The sequence below is a fragment of the Listeria valentina genome (assembly GCF_011800755.1).
GTDB lineage: Bacteria > Bacillota > Bacilli > Lactobacillales > Listeriaceae > Listeria > Listeria valentina.
In genome coordinates this window covers 1-15,875 of the sequence record NZ_JAATJW010000053.1, presented here as the reverse complement: position 1 = coordinate 15,875, position 15,875 = coordinate 1, and the positions used below count along the sequence as shown (strand labels likewise).

Below are 15,875 nucleotides of genomic sequence, written 5' to 3'. Positions count from 1 at the left end.
TTATTCCGTAAGGAAAAGAAATGAAACATTTAGGGAAGATCATTTATCTTTCTAAAATATATTTTACGAGGAGGGAGGAGGATGGAAGAACCGTCTTCGCAAACCCCACGCGTCACGATGTATGTGCTTACGAACATGTACGTTTTTGAACGAAAGGTTTATCAGTTTTTGGGAGTGGGTACGAAGAGAGCTATTAAGTTACGCTCTCTTCTCTATTTTCTAGGGGCTGTTGCTGGTATGTTTATCTGGCGACATCTCCCATTTTTAAATGTATTGGTAAGTTGGATTCCGATGTTGTTAGCTTATATTGGCGTACCGATAGGTGTCGCTTATTTAGTGGGCGGGGTTTATACGGAAAATCGGAATTCACTGAAATATTTTCGTTCCTTATTAACCTACATGTTTCGTAAACAAAAAAGAGAAGCCTTTTATGGCGGAAAATTGGTGAAGAAACCCAACCGTTATCAACTGAAGGGAACCTATCAGGTGAAAGCCCCTTTAATTTCCAAACCAAAGACTCAAATATGGTCTTTACAAGGACTCTATACGATACGAGAAGGCTCCTAAAAAGGAGCCTTTTTTGAAAGGAGAATGATCCAGTATGGCTAAAGCTTTTTTAAACTTTCCCGTACAACATGTGGAAGGAAATTTAGTTTTTTCGAAAGATGGTCGTGTCACGGCTTATTTTGCGGTACCTGGCTTTAATTATGAATTTTTATCGGAAGAAGAAAAATTTATGCCGTTTATTAATCAGCTTAACTTTTTTCAATCGCAAGGACATGATATTCATGAAATCGGGAATCCGCAATCAAGTAATATTTTAAGTATCATGGAAGAAACCCGAGCGATGATGAAAGAAAAAGCGGAAAACTATGACTACCCGTTATATGAGAATGGGGATCAGTTTATTCAGTACCAGGCGAAGGCCTTGATTGAGGAGGATAAATTATTAGAAAAACGGGAGTATCGCAATTATATTGGGATCCAGTTATTGAAAACGAAGAATCGTTATCAACGAGGAAACCGAGGGACCCAGTGGATTCAAACATTTCGTCAGTTTGTAAAGGGGCTCAATGCTCCTGTGAACCAAGCGATTGGATTAGATTATCAGGATTTACTCCAGTTTGAAATCGAAGCTTATCAAAAACAATCCAAACAAATTGAAGAAAAACTGAAACGTGCTTTCTCGGCTTCTCAGAATGGACAACAGTTTGGGGCAGGCGTTCGTGCGATTCGTTTAACTGAATTGTTATATATCATTGAAAGTCGGTATTCGGCCACTCCAAACTTTAAAGATATTACGCCTCGACTTCATTTCCAAAACGGGACAAAGAAGACCGTTCAACTACATGGAAGAGATGTGGAAGCTGTGACACCTTCTGAAGAAGGTTATCGGTCGTTACAACAAACGTACATTGAAGAAGTCGATGCTCAAACTCTTCGGTTAACGAAAGATGTAGAAGGTAAGACAGAGAGTCTCTATATTCGTTGTTTTGCTTTAACGAAATTTTCTCATGATGAGAATGAGTTTCCGGGTAATGAATGGCTGTATCAGCTTCAGAAAGGACTGGCCTTTCCCTTTCTCTATTCGGGTCGGTTGGCTTTTAAACCCAACGAAAATGTCTTGAAGGATTTAACCAATAAAAAGTTAGCCTTTGAGGATCAAGATGAACAAGCACGCAAGGCTGGGACACAGATGGATCTGAGTACAGCCAAGAAAGAAAAAGGGATATTGCTTCTAGAAGAATATTTTGAGAAGACAGCTTACCCAACGTATGATTGTAGTCTCGTTTTTCGAATCCAGGCCACGACATTAGAAGAACTTCAAGATCGGGCAGAAACTTTTCAGGAAGAAACACGCAAGAAAGGTTTAGAAGTCTATGCTCCTTTTGGGGAACAACCCTATCTCTTCATGGAAATGATTCCAGGGGGAAGTCAACAAAATCAAGACTATCAAGTGGAAGTCGATCCCCGTATGATTGCAGGCATGATGTTTGGTGCCGCAAGCGGTATTGGTGACGATCGAGGGGTTTATTTAGGAGAAACCCTCCAAGGAAAACCGGTCTTTATTTATCCAGAACTTGCCAGTAAAGCCTTTGATTCGGTGACGTCAATGGTGAATTCGATTTCAGCTATGATTGCTGGATCCACTGGGTTTGGGAAGTCAGTTCTACAAAATTTATTGGTTTATCTTTCTGTGTTGACTGGTAGTTTGGGGCTGGTTATTGACCCGAAAAATGACAGAAAAAAATGGAAAAAGGGTCTTCCTTATCTACCCAAGGAACAGATTAATTACCTGGAATTGAATAATAGTGAAGCGTACCGAGGGGTATTGGATCCGTTCCGAACAAGTGTGGATGTTGAGACTGGACAGAGTGTGGCCACCGATATCTTTGCTTATTTAACGGAAGCCAAGATGGGGGAGAAAAAATACAACTTTTTGATGCATGCTTTTTCGTATGCAGCGAATCAACCAGAACCCTGTGTATCGTATGCGATTGACTTTCTCGATCAGGTTTGTCAAAAGGCACTGGAAGCACAACGAAAAGGAGAAGATCTAGGGAACTATGAGGGGTTGACCATTACAAAAGATCGGCTGGAAGATTTAATTGATTTGCAGGATACGCTACAAAGCTTTATGAAGCAACCGTTCACCAAACTTTTAATTGGAAAGCCTGGGGACCAACAACAAAGTTTAAATCAAAATTTTTCTCTTCAGGTGGTAGCGATTGAACATTTGAACTTGCCGAAAAATGGAAAGCGTCCAGCAGACTATTCGCCAGCTGAAAAGATTAGTACGGCGCTCCTTACTTCTCTTACAGCTTATGCGCAACAATTTATGATGACCGGTGACCGAGAACGACATAAAATCATCATTTCAGATGAAGCAGATATCACAGACCGAAATGAGAAAGGACGGGAATTGAATAACACCATTGTGCGTCGTGGTCGATATTACACCACTAGTTTAATTAAAGGCGCACAAAATGCGAGTGACCAAGAAAACGACATCAATAATATGGGAATGAAATTTTGTTTTCACCTCAATGAAACCAAAGAGGCGGAACAAATGTTGCGGTTTATGGGGTTGCCCGTCACACCAACGAATATCCGACAGCTGACGTCCCTTGAAACTGGGGTTTGTTTATTCCAAGATATTTATGGTCGTGTAGAAGCGATTCGTGTCAATCCGGTCTTTGATGAAGTCTTGGCGGCTTTCGATACGTCTACCTCCACAGAAGAAGAAAGAAAGCGGGAAAAAGAGCGTTCCCAGCAATATCTTTAGGAGGAGATACCGATATGAGCCGGAGAGCGAGCAAGCCACACAGTGTAAAAAAGACAGCGATGTCGCCCATTTATGTTCCTCAGCCTCGTGATATTGTTTATTTGGATTTTTCAGGAGCAAAAGGCGTCGAAATTTATAAACGACGTCCAGCGATCGTGATTAGTCCTGTATCCTTTCAATTGGAAACAGGCCTTTGTTTAGTTTGTCCTGTTAGCCATCAATCGCATCCTCAGCTTTCTGGTTTTTTAACGATTCAAGATCCAGAAAAGCGTGTACATGGTTCTATTTTAATTCACCAACTACGAGCAGTGGATTATCAAGCTCGACGTGCTCAATATATTGAACGGGCTGATGAAGCAACTTGGATAGGTGTGACACAAAAAACAGGTCATTTATTGCAAATCGATTCAACTAGAAAATACTTGTAATTACTTGTGCGTTATCGTATACTAAAAGTAAGAAATGGAATGGAGATGAGAAGATGCGTACAGTGAAAGCAAGAAAACAAGGGAATGCGATCATGGTCACGATTCCTTCTACGTTAGAAGTAGCGATGGGGGAAGAATTTTATGTTCTACAAAAAAAGAATGGAACACTGCTTTTTATTCCGAAAGTCCAAAATCATTTTGACCAGACGGAAGAGGGCGAATTTTATACGCCTGATCTAAATTGGGCATATGAGGAACCGAAAGGACGTGAATGGGAGTGACCTACATCCCAAGGCAAGGAGATTTAGTTACCCTTGATTTTGAGCCTTCTAAGGGCTATGAAATTGGAAAAAAAAGGCCAGCTCTTGTCATGAGTACACGCAAATATAATCGGAGTACGCACCTTGTGATTGTTTGTCCGATTACAAGTACAGAAAAGGAAAGGCCTTTTCTAGTACCTGTTGAATCAGACAGTTTTCATAAGAAAAGTAAGGTGAACACCAATCAGGTATTTTCATTAGACTATACAGAAGAGGCAGGAAGAGGTCTTCAGTTTATAGATCGTATGGAAGAGGAAGTTTTTTATATGGTTGCTCAGAAGTTCCTATTTAATTTTGAGTTTCCTTTTTCTTAAAATGGATCAGGAAATGAAATGGAACTCAGAGAGAAAAACAAAGAAGGGATGAAAAGACATGAAAAAATGGTTGTTGGCGAGTTTAGGTCTTCTCCTTGCGCTTGGATTAAGCGCATGTGGGGATGCCCCGTCGAAAGAAAAGGAAGAAGGAGCAAAAGCCAATACGACAGATGTCAAAAAGGCAAGTGCTTATCCAGAAGCTGATGAAGTTGCAAAACAAGCTTTTCAGGCAAGTGTAGACTTCGATGCAAGAGTAATTTATGAAGATCTTGCTTCTGAAAAGTTACAAAAATACCTAATCCCTGAAACTCCAAAAAAAGAATATGCTTTTGATAATGAAGTATATGGAGATTCAAATTTTAGTAGTTTAGATAAAGAATCCATAAAGAAAGAAGAGGTTATTTCTCCAGGAGACTATCAAAAGCTAATAGATAGTAAAGATTACTTTTTCGCTGTTTATGACCAATATAAAACTAAAGGAGTTTTAGACTATATTTTAATTGGAAAGTCTGATGGGTCATATACTTTACCAGGAGAAAGTAATACTGTATTAGCCGAATTGTATCCAGACAATACCGATTACTATGTATTTAAACTAGAACTGATAAAGGAGCATGGAGATTGGAAATTGAGCTCGTATAATGATTGGCCATATTTTAATGAAACGAATACCAAGAAACGTGAAGCTCGGATTCGGGAAATGGTGAAAGGAGATGACAAAAGGATCACAGTTCTCCATCGTGGTGAGAACTTTACGACGGATTCAAATTAAATAAGGGAAAGGTGTTGAATAAAATGATACAAAGATACAAGAGGCTCCTAATTGGGAGTCTCTTTTTTTTGCTGTTTGTTTTCTGTCTGAGCCCAACGGTAGAGGCGAAAAACCTTGAACAAAAGGATACTACAGCTTCAGAACTTGCCCAACAATTTAATATCAAAGATCGTCAATTTGGCCCTTATAAAGATAGTAAATCCAAACCCAGGTATACGGATATTGATGTGGCTACTTATGATCAGTACCAAAAAAAAGAGAATAAGACAGAAGGATCTTGGAACCCTATTAAAATTGTAGGGAATTACTTTTCTGAAAAAGCAGATGACATGATGGGCAGTGTTCAAGACATGATTGTGTCTATGTTTTTGATGTTAGTCAAAGCAGCCTTCCAATTTAATATTATGATGACTGAGTTTTTATTGACAGCGCTTCACTTCTCTATGAATGGGGACCTAATGAATTATTTAATTTCTATTCTGGGAACAAAGATTCAAGATACCGCAGGGATTCATCAAAATCAAATTGGAACTACGGGAACCTTCGGTACATTAGCTAGTTTATTTGCGATTATCTCGGTATTTTATATGGTTTATGTCTTTTCAGTGAAACGAGCCCCCCTAGAAGGGATGAAATCTCTTTTTCAACCGATTATCGCTTTGACGTTGGCTATATTAATGATTACCAATTTCCAGACGTTGACCGTGTGGGTAAATACCTTAACTTCAGATTTAACCAATGGTATTGCAACGGCAACACAAAAGAATCAAAATGGAGCCACGAAGCTAGATAGTTTAGAAGATGGTGTTTTTAAGATGATGGTGCATCGCCCTTGGCTATACCTTGAATTTGGAACAGCGGATGAAGCTTCTATTGGAAGTAAACGAGTAGAATCCTTGTTACTTAACAAACCAGGGGAAAAAAAGAAAGAAAATGCTATTAAAGAGGAAATTAAGAAATACGATAATCAAATGCTTGTCCCAAGTAGTATCATTACCCGAATGGTTTATGTTAATGCCTTTACCGTTGTGAATGGCTTTTTATCCATTCCTATTTGGGGTCTTGCTTTTCTGTTCTTGGGTTTGCAACTGTACTTTATTCTTATTGCTTGTCTGGCTCCTTTTGTTCTTGTCATGTGCGTCCTTCCCAATCAAATGGGCATCCTATGGCGGTATATAGGGGAGTTGGTCTTTCCATTAGGAGCCAAGGTAGTGGTCAGTTTCATTGCCATGATTCTTTTTACCATTTCGGATATCGTCTACGATATTCCCATGACGGCTGGACTTATGGGGTATTTTGTGTCTGTTTATCTTCAACTAGTGATTTTTCTGATTTTATTCTTATTCCGGAAGCGAATTATGGGCTTGTTCTCTAGAGGACAAGGTTTAGTTCGGCACGTGATTGCAGGTTCAAAGAAAGCCATCGATCCGGCCAAAGAAAAATTGGAGGCCGGTGTACGAGGAACTACTCGTTTGGCGGGGGCAGCCGTAGGAGCTTATTTAGGAGGACCCCAAGGGGCTATGGCTGGTTTCCAAGCAGGTGGTCAAGTCGGAGAAAGTGTTACAGGGAATCGAGGTTTATCTGAGCTACCGCCAAGTGGTGGATCTGGCCTTCCTGAGAGTGGTGAAGAAGGAACGGGTAAACCACCACAAGAAAAATTGGCTCCTTTACCTCCTGCCAAAGGAGAGGAAGAGGGTCCCCCGAATGAAACGGAAAAAGAGAGCCCATCGGAAGATAACAATGGGGAAAATCTTCCTCAAGGAGCACACCAAGACACAGCTAGTCCTCCTCCTGATTTACATCGACTTGCTGATTTAGAGGGACAGAACCACAGCTATATAGGTGGACAACAGGGGGCAGAAGGAACTGTAGCTCCAGAAAAAGAATTGCATAGTTTGAAAGAATTGGAAGAGAAATCTCCGATTCAAGCTCCACAAGGAGCCTTACCTCCTTCTGATACGGGGAGACAACCAGATTTAGTTCCTTTACCACCTAATCCTTCTGAAACAGCTCCTGGAGACTTTATAGGTGCTTCGGCAGGAATGGAAGCACGAGAGCCTGCTCGTCCTTTGCACTCACTCGAGAAAAAAGAGGCGGATGAGGAGCAAAAGGAGCTAGAAAAATTCCAGCGAAGAAAACAAGCCGAACGAAGTGATGGTGAAGGACGATGAAAAAAGGCATTGCTCTATTTATAGGCATTTTGATAAGCTGTTTGGCTATCGGGATGGTGCTTATTCCCGTTTTATTTTTAGGTGGAATAGGTACCATCTTTTTTGGTGCTCAGCAAGAAAAACCTGTAGACGGAGGTGGCTGTGCAATCACGGCTGGAGTCAATGAACAAACAATGGCCATGGCACCCGAGATTAAAGTCGAAATGGACCGACAAAAGTTAGACCAGAAGTGGCTGAATCTTTTATTGGCTCACGTGATGCAAGAAAGTCGTGGTGGAATTAATGGCGTCGAAGACGTCTTTCAAGCTTCTGAAAGTTTAGGACTGCCTCCCAATACCCTTAATAAGGAAGCAAGCATCAAACAAGGGGTTACCTTTTTTAAACAAATGCTAGCTAAAGTTCAAAACATTACTGGACGAGAACCTTCTCCATCCAATGAAGAAGATGTGAATATTTCATCGGTGCTCTATAATTTTCCGGCCTTTGGCCCTTGGTTGAAGAAAGAGCGAGGGGGAAAATGGTCGGTTGAAGCGAATAATTATTTTTATGAAAATGTGGCGCCTACATTTGGAGCCGGACCAGGGGATAAAAATTACTGGAGCAATATTCTCAAGTGGTATGACATTTCCACAGGCAGTAACCCCAATTGTGGTGCTGGATCAGGGACAGGAAAATATCGAATCCCTGTCGATCATCCAAAAGTCACTAGTGGATTTGTTGATCGAATTAATCCCTTAACTGGAAAGCCAGAGAGCCACAAAGGCATTGATTTTGGAGCACCAACAGGTACAAAAATTTATGCAGCAGATGATGGCAAAGTCGTTTTTGCTGATTTTGGTGTATCTGGAAGTGGTTATGGTGGTTATGGAAATTGTGTGGAATTGGAACATGGGAAGACGGGAGAATGGACGTTATATGGGCACATGTCAAAGATTTTAGTCCAAGAAGGACAAACCGTAAAAAAAGGGGACGTCATTGGAGAAGTCGGATCAACTGGACAAAGTACCGGCCCCCATCTGCATTGGGGTACGACACGTTCCTGGATAAGTGTATAAACGAAACCAGGCACCTTCCACGAGGAAGGGAGAACTTATTTTTCGAGAAGGGGAATGAAGCCATCATGCTGGCTGAAACCTTTCCTCTGATACTCCTGCATGCAAGGGATCATAATAGTTTGAACTTGTGTGAAGTCAGGTAAAGTCGGCTGAGAGTTGCCCTAACAGGTTAAGCTGAGGAATATGTTCTGGAGGCAGAATACGTAACCTATAGGCCGGGAGGCTACAAACTATATATGGCGAGAATGACTTATTTGAAGTCTGACGAAGCAGCGAATGTACGAATCTAAAGTAGGACAGAGACCGAAAGGATCTGGCACACGATGAGGTGTGGTAAATGACCGTTTAGTACGAATCTTAGTTAGGAATGACGGGATAATCGGCAAAGAGATTATACATTTACAGGTTCATAGCTAGCCGCCTAAGTATAGATGTTTAAAGCTAGAAAAATAGGAACGTGGGAAGCAGAAAACTTTTATTTCAAACAGCTATTACTGGAAAGGTTGATGGTAACATCATTTGTTTCTGTGAAAGTAGGGACACAGTACCGATGAAGCGTCTAATTAACGTGGAGGGATAGTCCCAAGTCTAAAGATTATTCGTTTGAAGAGGTTAAAGATAAAGCTCAAGTTTCGAGTATGAGAAGGAGATACCAGCATAAGGAGGTATGCCTACTTGAGCACATTAGAAAGAAGTACAGAATATTATGGTCTAACAGTTTTGTTCGACCAATTATATGAATCAAGTTCAAATGGAAAAACGTTTAATAAGTTGTATCCATTCATTGTCTTAAAGCAAAATATTTTACTTGCCTATCGGAACATGAAGCGCAATTCAGGTGCAAAAACGCCTGGTGTAGATGGCATAACGATAGCAGATATAGAAAAATTAGATGAGAATCAATTTGTAGCCATCATTCGAGCTAAGTTATCTGATTATCAACCTGGTTCCGTTAAAAGGGTTTATATCCCGAAGAGAAATGGTAAGAAACGTCCGTTGGGAATTCCTAATCTATATGATCGAATTATACAACAAGCTATTAAGCAAATTTTAGAACCCATTGTTGAAGCTAAATTCTTCAAACATAGCTATGGTTTTAGACCATTGAGAAGTGTTGAGCAAGCTATGGGAAGACTTCATTCCCTTATTAATGTCTCCCAACTGCACTATGTAGTTGATGTAGATATTAAAGGCTTTTTTGATCATGTGAATCACCGTTTATTGAGATGTCAGGTATGGAATATGGGTATCCGAGATACTCAATTACTCGCCATTATCAGCAAGATACTGAAAGCAGAAATAATAGGTGAAGGAATTCCTGCGAAAGGAACGCCGCAAGGTGGTGTCTTATCCCCATTGTTGGCAAATATTGTCTTAAATGACTTAGACCAATGGATAGCTTCTCAGTGGGAAAATTTTTCCTCTAAGCATCAATATTCCAGAGGGGGAAAATTATACAGAGCTCTAAAAGGAACAGCCTTAAAAGAAGGTTATCTAATCAGATATGCCGATGATTTCAAACTACTAACGCGTTCTTATTCAATGGCAAAGCGCTGGTACACAGTCATTAAAGGCTATATTGAAAATCATCTAAAGTTAGAGATTTCTCCTGAAAAGTCGGGAATCACTAACTTAAGAAAGAAACGGACAGAGTTCTTAGGTTTTGAGATAAGAGCGGTTTCCAAAGGAAATAAATACACAGCACGAAGTTATGTGAGTCAAGTAAGTAAACAGACAATGATTGAGAAATTGAGAGGAACAATTAAGCGAATTCAGGTAAACCCTGGATATATCCATTTATTGAACTATCAAATATTAGGAATGCAAAATTATTATAGAATCGCGACGACAGTTTCTGTGGCATTTAGTGAAATAGATTATAAATTAAAACCAATGATGAAAATAAGGCTTAAAACATTAGGTAAATACAGCAAACCTTATCATGAAACCAATCTTACTTTTGATAAACTGTACAGAAAAACTTACAGGACGTGGAAGATTGGCAAAACATGGATTTACCCGATCGCTGATGTTCAATTTAAAGTACCCATTAACTTTATCCCCGGAATGGTCCCCTATACGTCCACTGGACGTAATAAATACTATAAAGGGATTGGGATTGATATAAAAATTGAAATGGCGAAAATTCTACGGCGTCGGGAAACAGGGCGTACTGTTGAATACATGGATAATCGGCTATCTAGATATGTGATGGTAAGAGGAAGATGTGAAATAACAGGGCGTGTATTATCATCGGAGGAAGTACATTGTCATCACGTTACACCTGTTTCAATGGGTGGAACCGACCGGTACGATAATTTGAAAATCATTCATAAAAATGTTCACAAAATCATTCATGCGAAAACTATAAAAAGTGTTTTGAAGTACCTAATTGAATTTCAGATAACAGATAAGCAATTCGATAAAATTAATCTACTTCGAACTAAGTGTCATCTTGAACCAATTAAGTGAAATAATCTTTAGAGGGAACGCCGTGTGCGGTGAAAATCGCATGCACGGTGTGGAGCGGGGGAAAAGGTAGAGATTATATCAAAACCTTACCTATCGCTATAGATTCGGAAAGCCAAATCAGGTGGACAGATTGATCCAGCTCCCGTTGTTGGATTAAAAGCCCCCCAATCTTAAAAGAGGAGGAAAGAATCAAATGAAAGTGAAAGTTATAGGTGTGATTGTCGTGCTTATTGTTGTTGGTAGTCTGGGGTTATGGTGGACCAAAGCCCAAGAGGTCAGATCCCTTCAAAAAGGATTGGATCAACAAAAGCAAGAAATTCAAGAACAAACAGCGACAATCCAATCTCTTCAAAAGCAGAAACAAATATGGAAACAAGAATCTGACCAGTCTACGACGCATTCAAATGGAGAGAGTGATCAGGGTAGTGTTTTACAAAAGAATCAGGCAGCCATCCAAGCTTATTTTAATTATGATTCCCTTCAGAAGCGAGATCAACAGGTTCAAGCTTATCTCACCGCATCCTTTTCCAAAGAAAGTGAGGAAGCGGAGGACTCACATGATCACGAACAAAGTAAGGTTGCTTCGAAGATTCATTCTTCAGAAGCTTATCTCCACCAAGACGGGGACACAGTGAAGACTTATACCGATTTAGAGGTGACGATTACGAGTCAGGCAGCTGATCAAGACTTACATCTAGGTGTTACCTTTACCTGGAAAAAAGAGAACGGAAATTGGCTGATTTCAAAAGCACATTTTCAAACGTTAGAGTAGGTGACGAGACATGGAATTATGGATCTTTAGTCAAACGCTGTCAGGCTTTCAAAAGGGGTCTCAGAAGCTTTCTCCTCCCATGGAGGGAGTTTCTGAAGCTTCAGACGATGTGCAAGAAGAAATAGAAGGTTATGCTTGGTGTCTACTTGAACCAGGGGATTCACAACGCTATCTAGACAGGATTAGCTGGATTACTGGCTATCCTTTTTATGGCATGATGGAAATTCCCGAAGGGAGTGAAGAAGCATGAAGCGATGGGGAATGGGGCTACTTGTTTTGCTCTGCTTTATGTTTTTTGCGGCTAACGGAACCTCCAAGTCGACCATTTTTCAGCTTTTTCAAGAAACTTTTTCGTTTGTTAAGCAACATGCTTCAGAAGTTCAAGACTTGTCTGTCTCCTCCGAAAAAAAAGAACCTTCATCGGGTTACCAAGAAAGGGTTCAACTGATTCAAGTAACAGACGGAGATACGCTAAAAGTGAAGGAGAAAGGACAGACTAAAACGGTGCGACTTTTGTTGATTGATACCCCTGAAAGCGTGAAACCCAATACGCCAGTTCAGCCATTCGCCAAAGAAGCCTCCAATCGAATGAAGGCTCTTGTCCTCGGTAAATCACTAACCCTGGAATATGATGTTGGAGGACGAATCGATAAATATGGTCGATTGTTGGCGTATGTCTATGCAAATGGGCAATTACTCCAAGAAGTTTTAGTTCGTGAAGGTTATGCTCGCGTGGCCTATATTTCGCCGCCCAATACTAAATACTTAAAGCAGCTACAGGCCGCCCAATTCCAAGCTAAACAAGCCAAAAGAAGAATCTGGTCAAGACCAGGTTATGTGACTGATCAAGGCTTTCAGCCTTAATGACAGCTATGTCATAGAAAAAGGAGGAATGAAAATGACTTATGAACATCTCAAATTATGTCCGGCTGTGGTGTCTGGTGAAATTTATTTAGCAAGAACCATTCAAGAAGGGGGGGATGAGCAGTCAACGACGGCTCATCACAGAAGAAGTGCTCTCTGCAGCAGCTGATTGGTTCTTACTCAACAAACGAAATGAAGTGAAGTGGGAATGTACCCACGAGGGCAAGAAACCCCATTTATTTTTTACAACCGATCCTAAAAAGGCTAAGCAAATCATAAATTTATTGAATGAAAACTAAATTTCACTAAAAGGAGCAAATCGATATGGGACTTCGAGAACTTTTTTATGGGCAATCGAAAGAGACACAATACTATTTTGTGTCTTTTGCTTTCGGAAACCCGGCTACCTTTGGTCAAGTAACGGTAGAGATTGATTCGGAAGAGGTCATTCCTTTGACTGTTCAACGAATGGAAGAAATTAAAGCTCGAATTAATCAATCCTATCCACAAGCGGTTATTTTAACGATACTTCCACTAGAACCCTAAAGGAGGGACAAGTTTGTGACAAAACAACGAAAAAAAGGAAGAGGAAAACGCCTTGTCAGCTTTTTAGCAGGATTATTAGGCCTTTTTTTAATGCTCTTGCTTCCCTTTGCGAATGAAGCAGTGGGAGGTTCTTTTTGGTCTGTGTTTATTCCTCTACTTCCTTTGTATGGACTCCTTTTTTATTTTCTTATCCAGGTAGGAAAGCCGATTAAAAAGAAAACTTAATTCACAGAAAAGTACTGGAACTAGGGACGATCAACTCATTGATGAAGGAGGGATGGAAGAAGATGAAAAAAGTGATTTTTTGGCTGTTATTCTTTTTCTTATGCTTGGCGGGGATGGGTAATTATGGCTACCATCAATGGTTTACTCAGAAAGAACCTGAAGCCCCATCTAGTCGATCTGTCCAAGCACAGAGCACAAAAGAACTGGCAGATCTTGAATTTGATGGTATGCATCAGGTTATTCAGCTCCATCATAACCAACCACAATTTTCGGATAAAGAGTTACAGAAAGGACAGAAAGCCTATCAATCTTTTTCTCATTTAGATAGATGGAACCGAGTGGGCGTAGCGAATGCCTTATTGGATCGCTCCATGATGCCTCAAACAGAACGTGAGCCATTAACTGTAGACCCCACAGGCTGGCACAATAAAAAAGTGACCGTTCAGGGCAAGTCCAACTGGTTGTATAATCGTTGCCATTTGATTGGGTATCAGTTAACGGGTGAAAATAATAATCTTAAGAATTTAATGACAGGAACAAGGAGCTTGAACACGCCTTACATGCTTCATTATGAAAATCAAGTTGCGGAGTATGTGAAAGAAACAGGGAATCAAGTTCGATATCGAGTTACGCCTATTTTTCGTGGGGAAGAGAAACTAGCTCGGGGCATCCAATTGGAAGCACAAAGTATTCAATATCAGGGTCTGTCTTTTAATGTCTATATTTTTAATGTGCAGAAAGGGATTTTACTACACTATGAAGATGGGACGTCCGAACTTCGGAAATAGCGTCCACTCTGCAATGAATAGGAGGAAAAGGATATGAAACGAACATGGGAAGAACAACAAGAGAAACAACTGCGGAAAGAACGGCGCCAAAAAGAAGAACGAGCAGCTCGGCAAGCGGCGTTTCAAGCTTGGAAACATCATCTTAAGCAACGCGAATTTTGGAAAATATGGGGGATAAATCTTGGACAAGTTATTCAACGAGGTTGTCAACTTTTTATGGCCATCTTCAGTTTGTGGCTCTTTTATGGTTTATGTGCATCGATCGGTATTTGGGCTCAGGAAAAGTTTCAACAGGAAGGTCTTTCGAACGTTCCCATTGTCTCTATTTTTAAGGGTTTATTTGTATGGGGACTTGTGAGCTGCTTAGCTTACAGTCTCTTTTTACTAATGTTGGAAAAAGAGCGTTTGATCAAACGTTTATTTCGGCTCTTTGCCAATCGAATGTTAACGATTTGTCTCTTTTTAGCTTTTGTTTTTCAAATGGATCTCCCTTTTAACACCTTCCAACAAGATCTCTTAATGACTTGGCTGGTGGGGCAACTCGTTCTTTTCCTTATTTATGGAGGAATGAAAGGGGCAGAAACCCTTCTTCAGTATGATCTCTTTCGACTGCAACACCGTCATTTTTATTATCGAAAAGAGCCTATTGGATTCTTACAAGAAGAGCCCAATCACTTTGTTTTTCTTGAAGAACGATGGCGTCCTTATGCAGAAGTTTGTTTTGTTCAGATTAGCCAGAGTCAAGAACTCATGCAGCATCAGCCTTTAATCATACAGCCGAATGAATGGGAGGAAGTCCCTGTTCATCAAAGATGGGTCCATTTAGAGATTCAGATACGTCTCAAACAAAGTCTATTGTCCCCTTGTCTATTGTCCCCTTTCACTTGGAAACAAGCAGGCCTACTTATGGACAAACGAAACCAAATTTGTTTCTGGAGGAAAGACTCCTTATTCGATAAATGGCAAAAATGGCGGAAATTCCCTTCGATCAAAAAACGATTTCTACGATTGTGGCACAATCATAAAGAAATGACAGGAAGACAATTTTTGGAATTGAATCAGGATCGCTTTCGAAATGTGGAAGAAATTAAACAAACGATGATCAGCCAAAACTATTACGAAACGAAAAATCGATTTTGGGTAACGCATGATGGTCTAGGCTTTCTTGTCGAAACTTCTAGGTATAAAAAAGCAGAAAATAAGGAATAGATGAACAGAAGTTTTTTCTTGATGCTCCCTGGATACTTTTTGTAAACTAAAGGTAAATAGATAAGGAAGAAGGGATCTTATGAAAATGAAAGGCAAACATATTTCTGGCCAATCGGTTCTTCTTTATTTGGAGGAAGGACGTTATGTTTATCAGGCCGAGTATGGCAGTGGGGCGGCTAAAGACTTAGAGGTTGCTAAAAACTTAGCGATGCTAGAAAGCTTTCCCCCGAGTGATCGTCAAGGAGCTTTATTAGATTGGACTTGGAAAGTCTTTGAATAGAGCCTATTCATCTATGATAAAAATGTGGTATAATCAACTTGTTTCTATTCAAAAAATCAAAGCCAGCCATCTGTCTAAGAACCGCAGGTGGCTGGTTTTGGTTTGGAAGTTGTCTGTCGGATATTGTAGCTGAATGAACGCTCATTTTAAGTCGATTCATTGACTAAAAGGGGGGAACATGCTAACATAAGTATGAAAAGAGAGCCATGCATGAACATGACTCCCTAATGCGCAAGTACCATTTAAGATGGTAGCCGTTGTTTTAATAGGAAATAATAACCTACCAAGCGGGCAAGTGATACACTCCCTATAAAGTAGACACTAGGAATAAAAAATCTAGTTCACTTTAGAAGGAGTGTATTTTGTTATGACT

18 protein-coding genes are annotated in these 15,875 nt (G+C 40.2%); all 18 read left to right on the top strand.

What is annotated here, in order from left to right; translation table 11 throughout:
• Positions 1 to 81 precede the first annotated feature (81 nt).
• The gene (locus HCK02_RS10760; RefSeq protein WP_167630113.1) at positions 82 to 567 is read left to right on the top strand and encodes a hypothetical protein; all 486 of its coding nucleotides are present in this window, start codon (positions 82 to 84) and stop codon (positions 565 to 567) included.
• A 34-nt stretch (positions 568 to 601) separates the two neighbouring features.
• The gene (locus HCK02_RS10755) at positions 602 to 3,286 is read left to right on the top strand and encodes an ATP-binding protein (protein ID WP_167630112.1); all 2,685 of its coding nucleotides are present in this window, start codon (positions 602 to 604) and stop codon (positions 3,284 to 3,286) included.
• Between the two features lie 14 nt (positions 3,287 to 3,300).
• Positions 3,301 to 3,714, top strand: a complete 414-nt coding sequence (locus HCK02_RS10750; RefSeq protein WP_167630111.1) for a type II toxin-antitoxin system PemK/MazF family toxin — start codon at positions 3,301 to 3,303, stop codon at positions 3,712 to 3,714.
• A gap of 53 nt (positions 3,715 to 3,767) precedes the next feature.
• Entirely contained in the window at positions 3,768 to 3,995 is a 228-nt protein-coding gene (gene mazE, locus HCK02_RS10745) for a type II toxin-antitoxin system PemI/MazE family antitoxin (protein WP_167630110.1), read from the top strand.
• The gene (locus tag HCK02_RS10740; RefSeq protein ID WP_246215582.1) at positions 3,986 to 4,348 is read left to right on the top strand and encodes a type II toxin-antitoxin system PemK/MazF family toxin; all 363 of its coding nucleotides are present in this window, start codon (positions 3,986 to 3,988) and stop codon (positions 4,346 to 4,348) included. Before mazE ends, HCK02_RS10740 begins: the two co-directional genes overlap by 10 nt.
• 58 nt (positions 4,349 to 4,406) lie before the next feature.
• Complete coding sequence (locus tag HCK02_RS10735) at positions 4,407 to 5,120, top strand: hypothetical protein (RefSeq protein WP_167630108.1); 714 nt, start codon at positions 4,407 to 4,409, stop codon at positions 5,118 to 5,120.
• A 23-nt stretch (positions 5,121 to 5,143) separates the two neighbouring features.
• Positions 5,144 to 7,291, top strand: coding sequence for a CD3337/EF1877 family mobilome membrane protein (locus tag HCK02_RS10730; protein ID WP_425482885.1), 2,148 nt, complete (start codon positions 5,144 to 5,146; stop codon positions 7,289 to 7,291).
• On the top strand, positions 7,288 to 8,346 hold the full coding sequence (locus HCK02_RS14120) for a M23 family metallopeptidase (RefSeq protein ID WP_246215581.1): 1,059 nt from the start codon (positions 7,288 to 7,290) through the stop codon (positions 8,344 to 8,346). Before HCK02_RS10730 ends, HCK02_RS14120 begins: the two co-directional genes overlap by 4 nt.
• Positions 8,347 to 9,021: 675 nt before the next feature.
• Entirely contained in the window at positions 9,022 to 10,818 is a 1,797-nt protein-coding gene (ltrA, locus tag HCK02_RS10720; protein ID WP_167630106.1) for a group II intron reverse transcriptase/maturase, read from the top strand.
• 193 nt (positions 10,819 to 11,011) lie between these two features.
• Positions 11,012 to 11,590 carry a hypothetical protein gene (locus HCK02_RS10715; RefSeq protein ID WP_167630105.1) on the top strand — a complete coding sequence of 193 codons (579 nt, stop codon included), beginning with the start codon at positions 11,012 to 11,014 and terminating at the stop codon, positions 11,588 to 11,590.
• A 10-nt stretch (positions 11,591 to 11,600) separates the two neighbouring features.
• Positions 11,601 to 11,840, top strand: coding sequence for a hypothetical protein (locus HCK02_RS10710; RefSeq protein WP_167630104.1), 240 nt, complete (start codon positions 11,601 to 11,603; stop codon positions 11,838 to 11,840).
• On the top strand, positions 11,837 to 12,454 hold the full coding sequence (locus tag HCK02_RS10705; protein WP_246215580.1) for a thermonuclease family protein: 618 nt from the start codon (positions 11,837 to 11,839) through the stop codon (positions 12,452 to 12,454). Before HCK02_RS10710 ends, HCK02_RS10705 begins: the two co-directional genes overlap by 4 nt.
• Before the next feature lie 116 nt (positions 12,455 to 12,570).
• Positions 12,571 to 12,753, top strand: coding sequence for a hypothetical protein (locus HCK02_RS10700; protein ID WP_167630103.1), 183 nt, complete (start codon positions 12,571 to 12,573; stop codon positions 12,751 to 12,753).
• A gap of 25 nt (positions 12,754 to 12,778) precedes the next feature.
• Positions 12,779 to 13,000, top strand: a complete 222-nt coding sequence (locus HCK02_RS10695) for a hypothetical protein (protein ID WP_167630102.1) — start codon at positions 12,779 to 12,781, stop codon at positions 12,998 to 13,000.
• Positions 13,001 to 13,015: 15 nt separating this feature from the next.
• Entirely contained in the window at positions 13,016 to 13,225 is a 210-nt protein-coding gene (locus HCK02_RS10690; RefSeq protein WP_167630101.1) for a hypothetical protein, read from the top strand.
• Positions 13,226 to 13,287: 62 nt separating this feature from the next.
• Positions 13,288 to 14,013, top strand: coding sequence for a DNA/RNA non-specific endonuclease (locus HCK02_RS10685; RefSeq protein WP_167630100.1), 726 nt, complete (start codon positions 13,288 to 13,290; stop codon positions 14,011 to 14,013).
• A 33-nt stretch (positions 14,014 to 14,046) separates the two neighbouring features.
• On the top strand, positions 14,047 to 15,222 hold the full coding sequence (locus HCK02_RS10680) for a DUF3725 domain-containing protein (RefSeq protein ID WP_167630099.1): 1,176 nt from the start codon (positions 14,047 to 14,049) through the stop codon (positions 15,220 to 15,222).
• A 79-nt stretch (positions 15,223 to 15,301) separates the two neighbouring features.
• The gene (locus HCK02_RS10675) at positions 15,302 to 15,502 is read left to right on the top strand and encodes a hypothetical protein (RefSeq protein ID WP_167630098.1); all 201 of its coding nucleotides are present in this window, start codon (positions 15,302 to 15,304) and stop codon (positions 15,500 to 15,502) included.
• Positions 15,503 to 15,875 lie beyond the last annotated feature (373 nt).

Bases quoted from the DNA above. Each gene is read 5' to 3' on its own strand.
- HCK02_RS10740 (WP_246215582.1), top strand. From the start codon at position 3,986: ATGGGAGTGACCTACATCCCAAGGCAAGGAGATTTAGTTACCCTTGAT.
- HCK02_RS10675 (WP_167630098.1), top strand. From the start codon at position 15,302: ATGAAAATGAAAGGCAAACATATTTCTGGCCAATCGGTTCTTCTTTAT.
- HCK02_RS14120 (WP_246215581.1), top strand. From the start codon at position 7,288: ATGAAAAAAGGCATTGCTCTATTTATAGGCATTTTGATAAGCTGTTTG.
- HCK02_RS10680 (WP_167630099.1), top strand. From the start codon at position 14,047: ATGAAACGAACATGGGAAGAACAACAAGAGAAACAACTGCGGAAAGAA.
- HCK02_RS10715 (WP_167630105.1), top strand. From the start codon at position 11,012: ATGAAAGTGAAAGTTATAGGTGTGATTGTCGTGCTTATTGTTGTTGGT.
- mazE (WP_167630110.1), top strand. From the start codon at position 3,768: ATGCGTACAGTGAAAGCAAGAAAACAAGGGAATGCGATCATGGTCACG.
- HCK02_RS10685 (WP_167630100.1), top strand. From the start codon at position 13,288: ATGAAAAAAGTGATTTTTTGGCTGTTATTCTTTTTCTTATGCTTGGCG.
- HCK02_RS10750 (WP_167630111.1), top strand. From the start codon at position 3,301: ATGAGCCGGAGAGCGAGCAAGCCACACAGTGTAAAAAAGACAGCGATG.
- HCK02_RS10695 (WP_167630102.1), top strand. From the start codon at position 12,779: ATGGGACTTCGAGAACTTTTTTATGGGCAATCGAAAGAGACACAATAC.
- HCK02_RS10730 (WP_425482885.1), top strand. From the start codon at position 5,144: ATGATACAAAGATACAAGAGGCTCCTAATTGGGAGTCTCTTTTTTTTG.
- HCK02_RS10735 (WP_167630108.1), top strand. From the start codon at position 4,407: ATGAAAAAATGGTTGTTGGCGAGTTTAGGTCTTCTCCTTGCGCTTGGA.
- HCK02_RS10710 (WP_167630104.1), top strand. From the start codon at position 11,601: ATGGAATTATGGATCTTTAGTCAAACGCTGTCAGGCTTTCAAAAGGGG.
- HCK02_RS10760 (WP_167630113.1), top strand. From the start codon at position 82: ATGGAAGAACCGTCTTCGCAAACCCCACGCGTCACGATGTATGTGCTT.
- HCK02_RS10755 (WP_167630112.1), top strand. From the start codon at position 602: ATGGCTAAAGCTTTTTTAAACTTTCCCGTACAACATGTGGAAGGAAAT.
- HCK02_RS10705 (WP_246215580.1), top strand. From the start codon at position 11,837: ATGAAGCGATGGGGAATGGGGCTACTTGTTTTGCTCTGCTTTATGTTT.
- HCK02_RS10700 (WP_167630103.1), top strand. From the start codon at position 12,571: ATGAGCAGTCAACGACGGCTCATCACAGAAGAAGTGCTCTCTGCAGCA.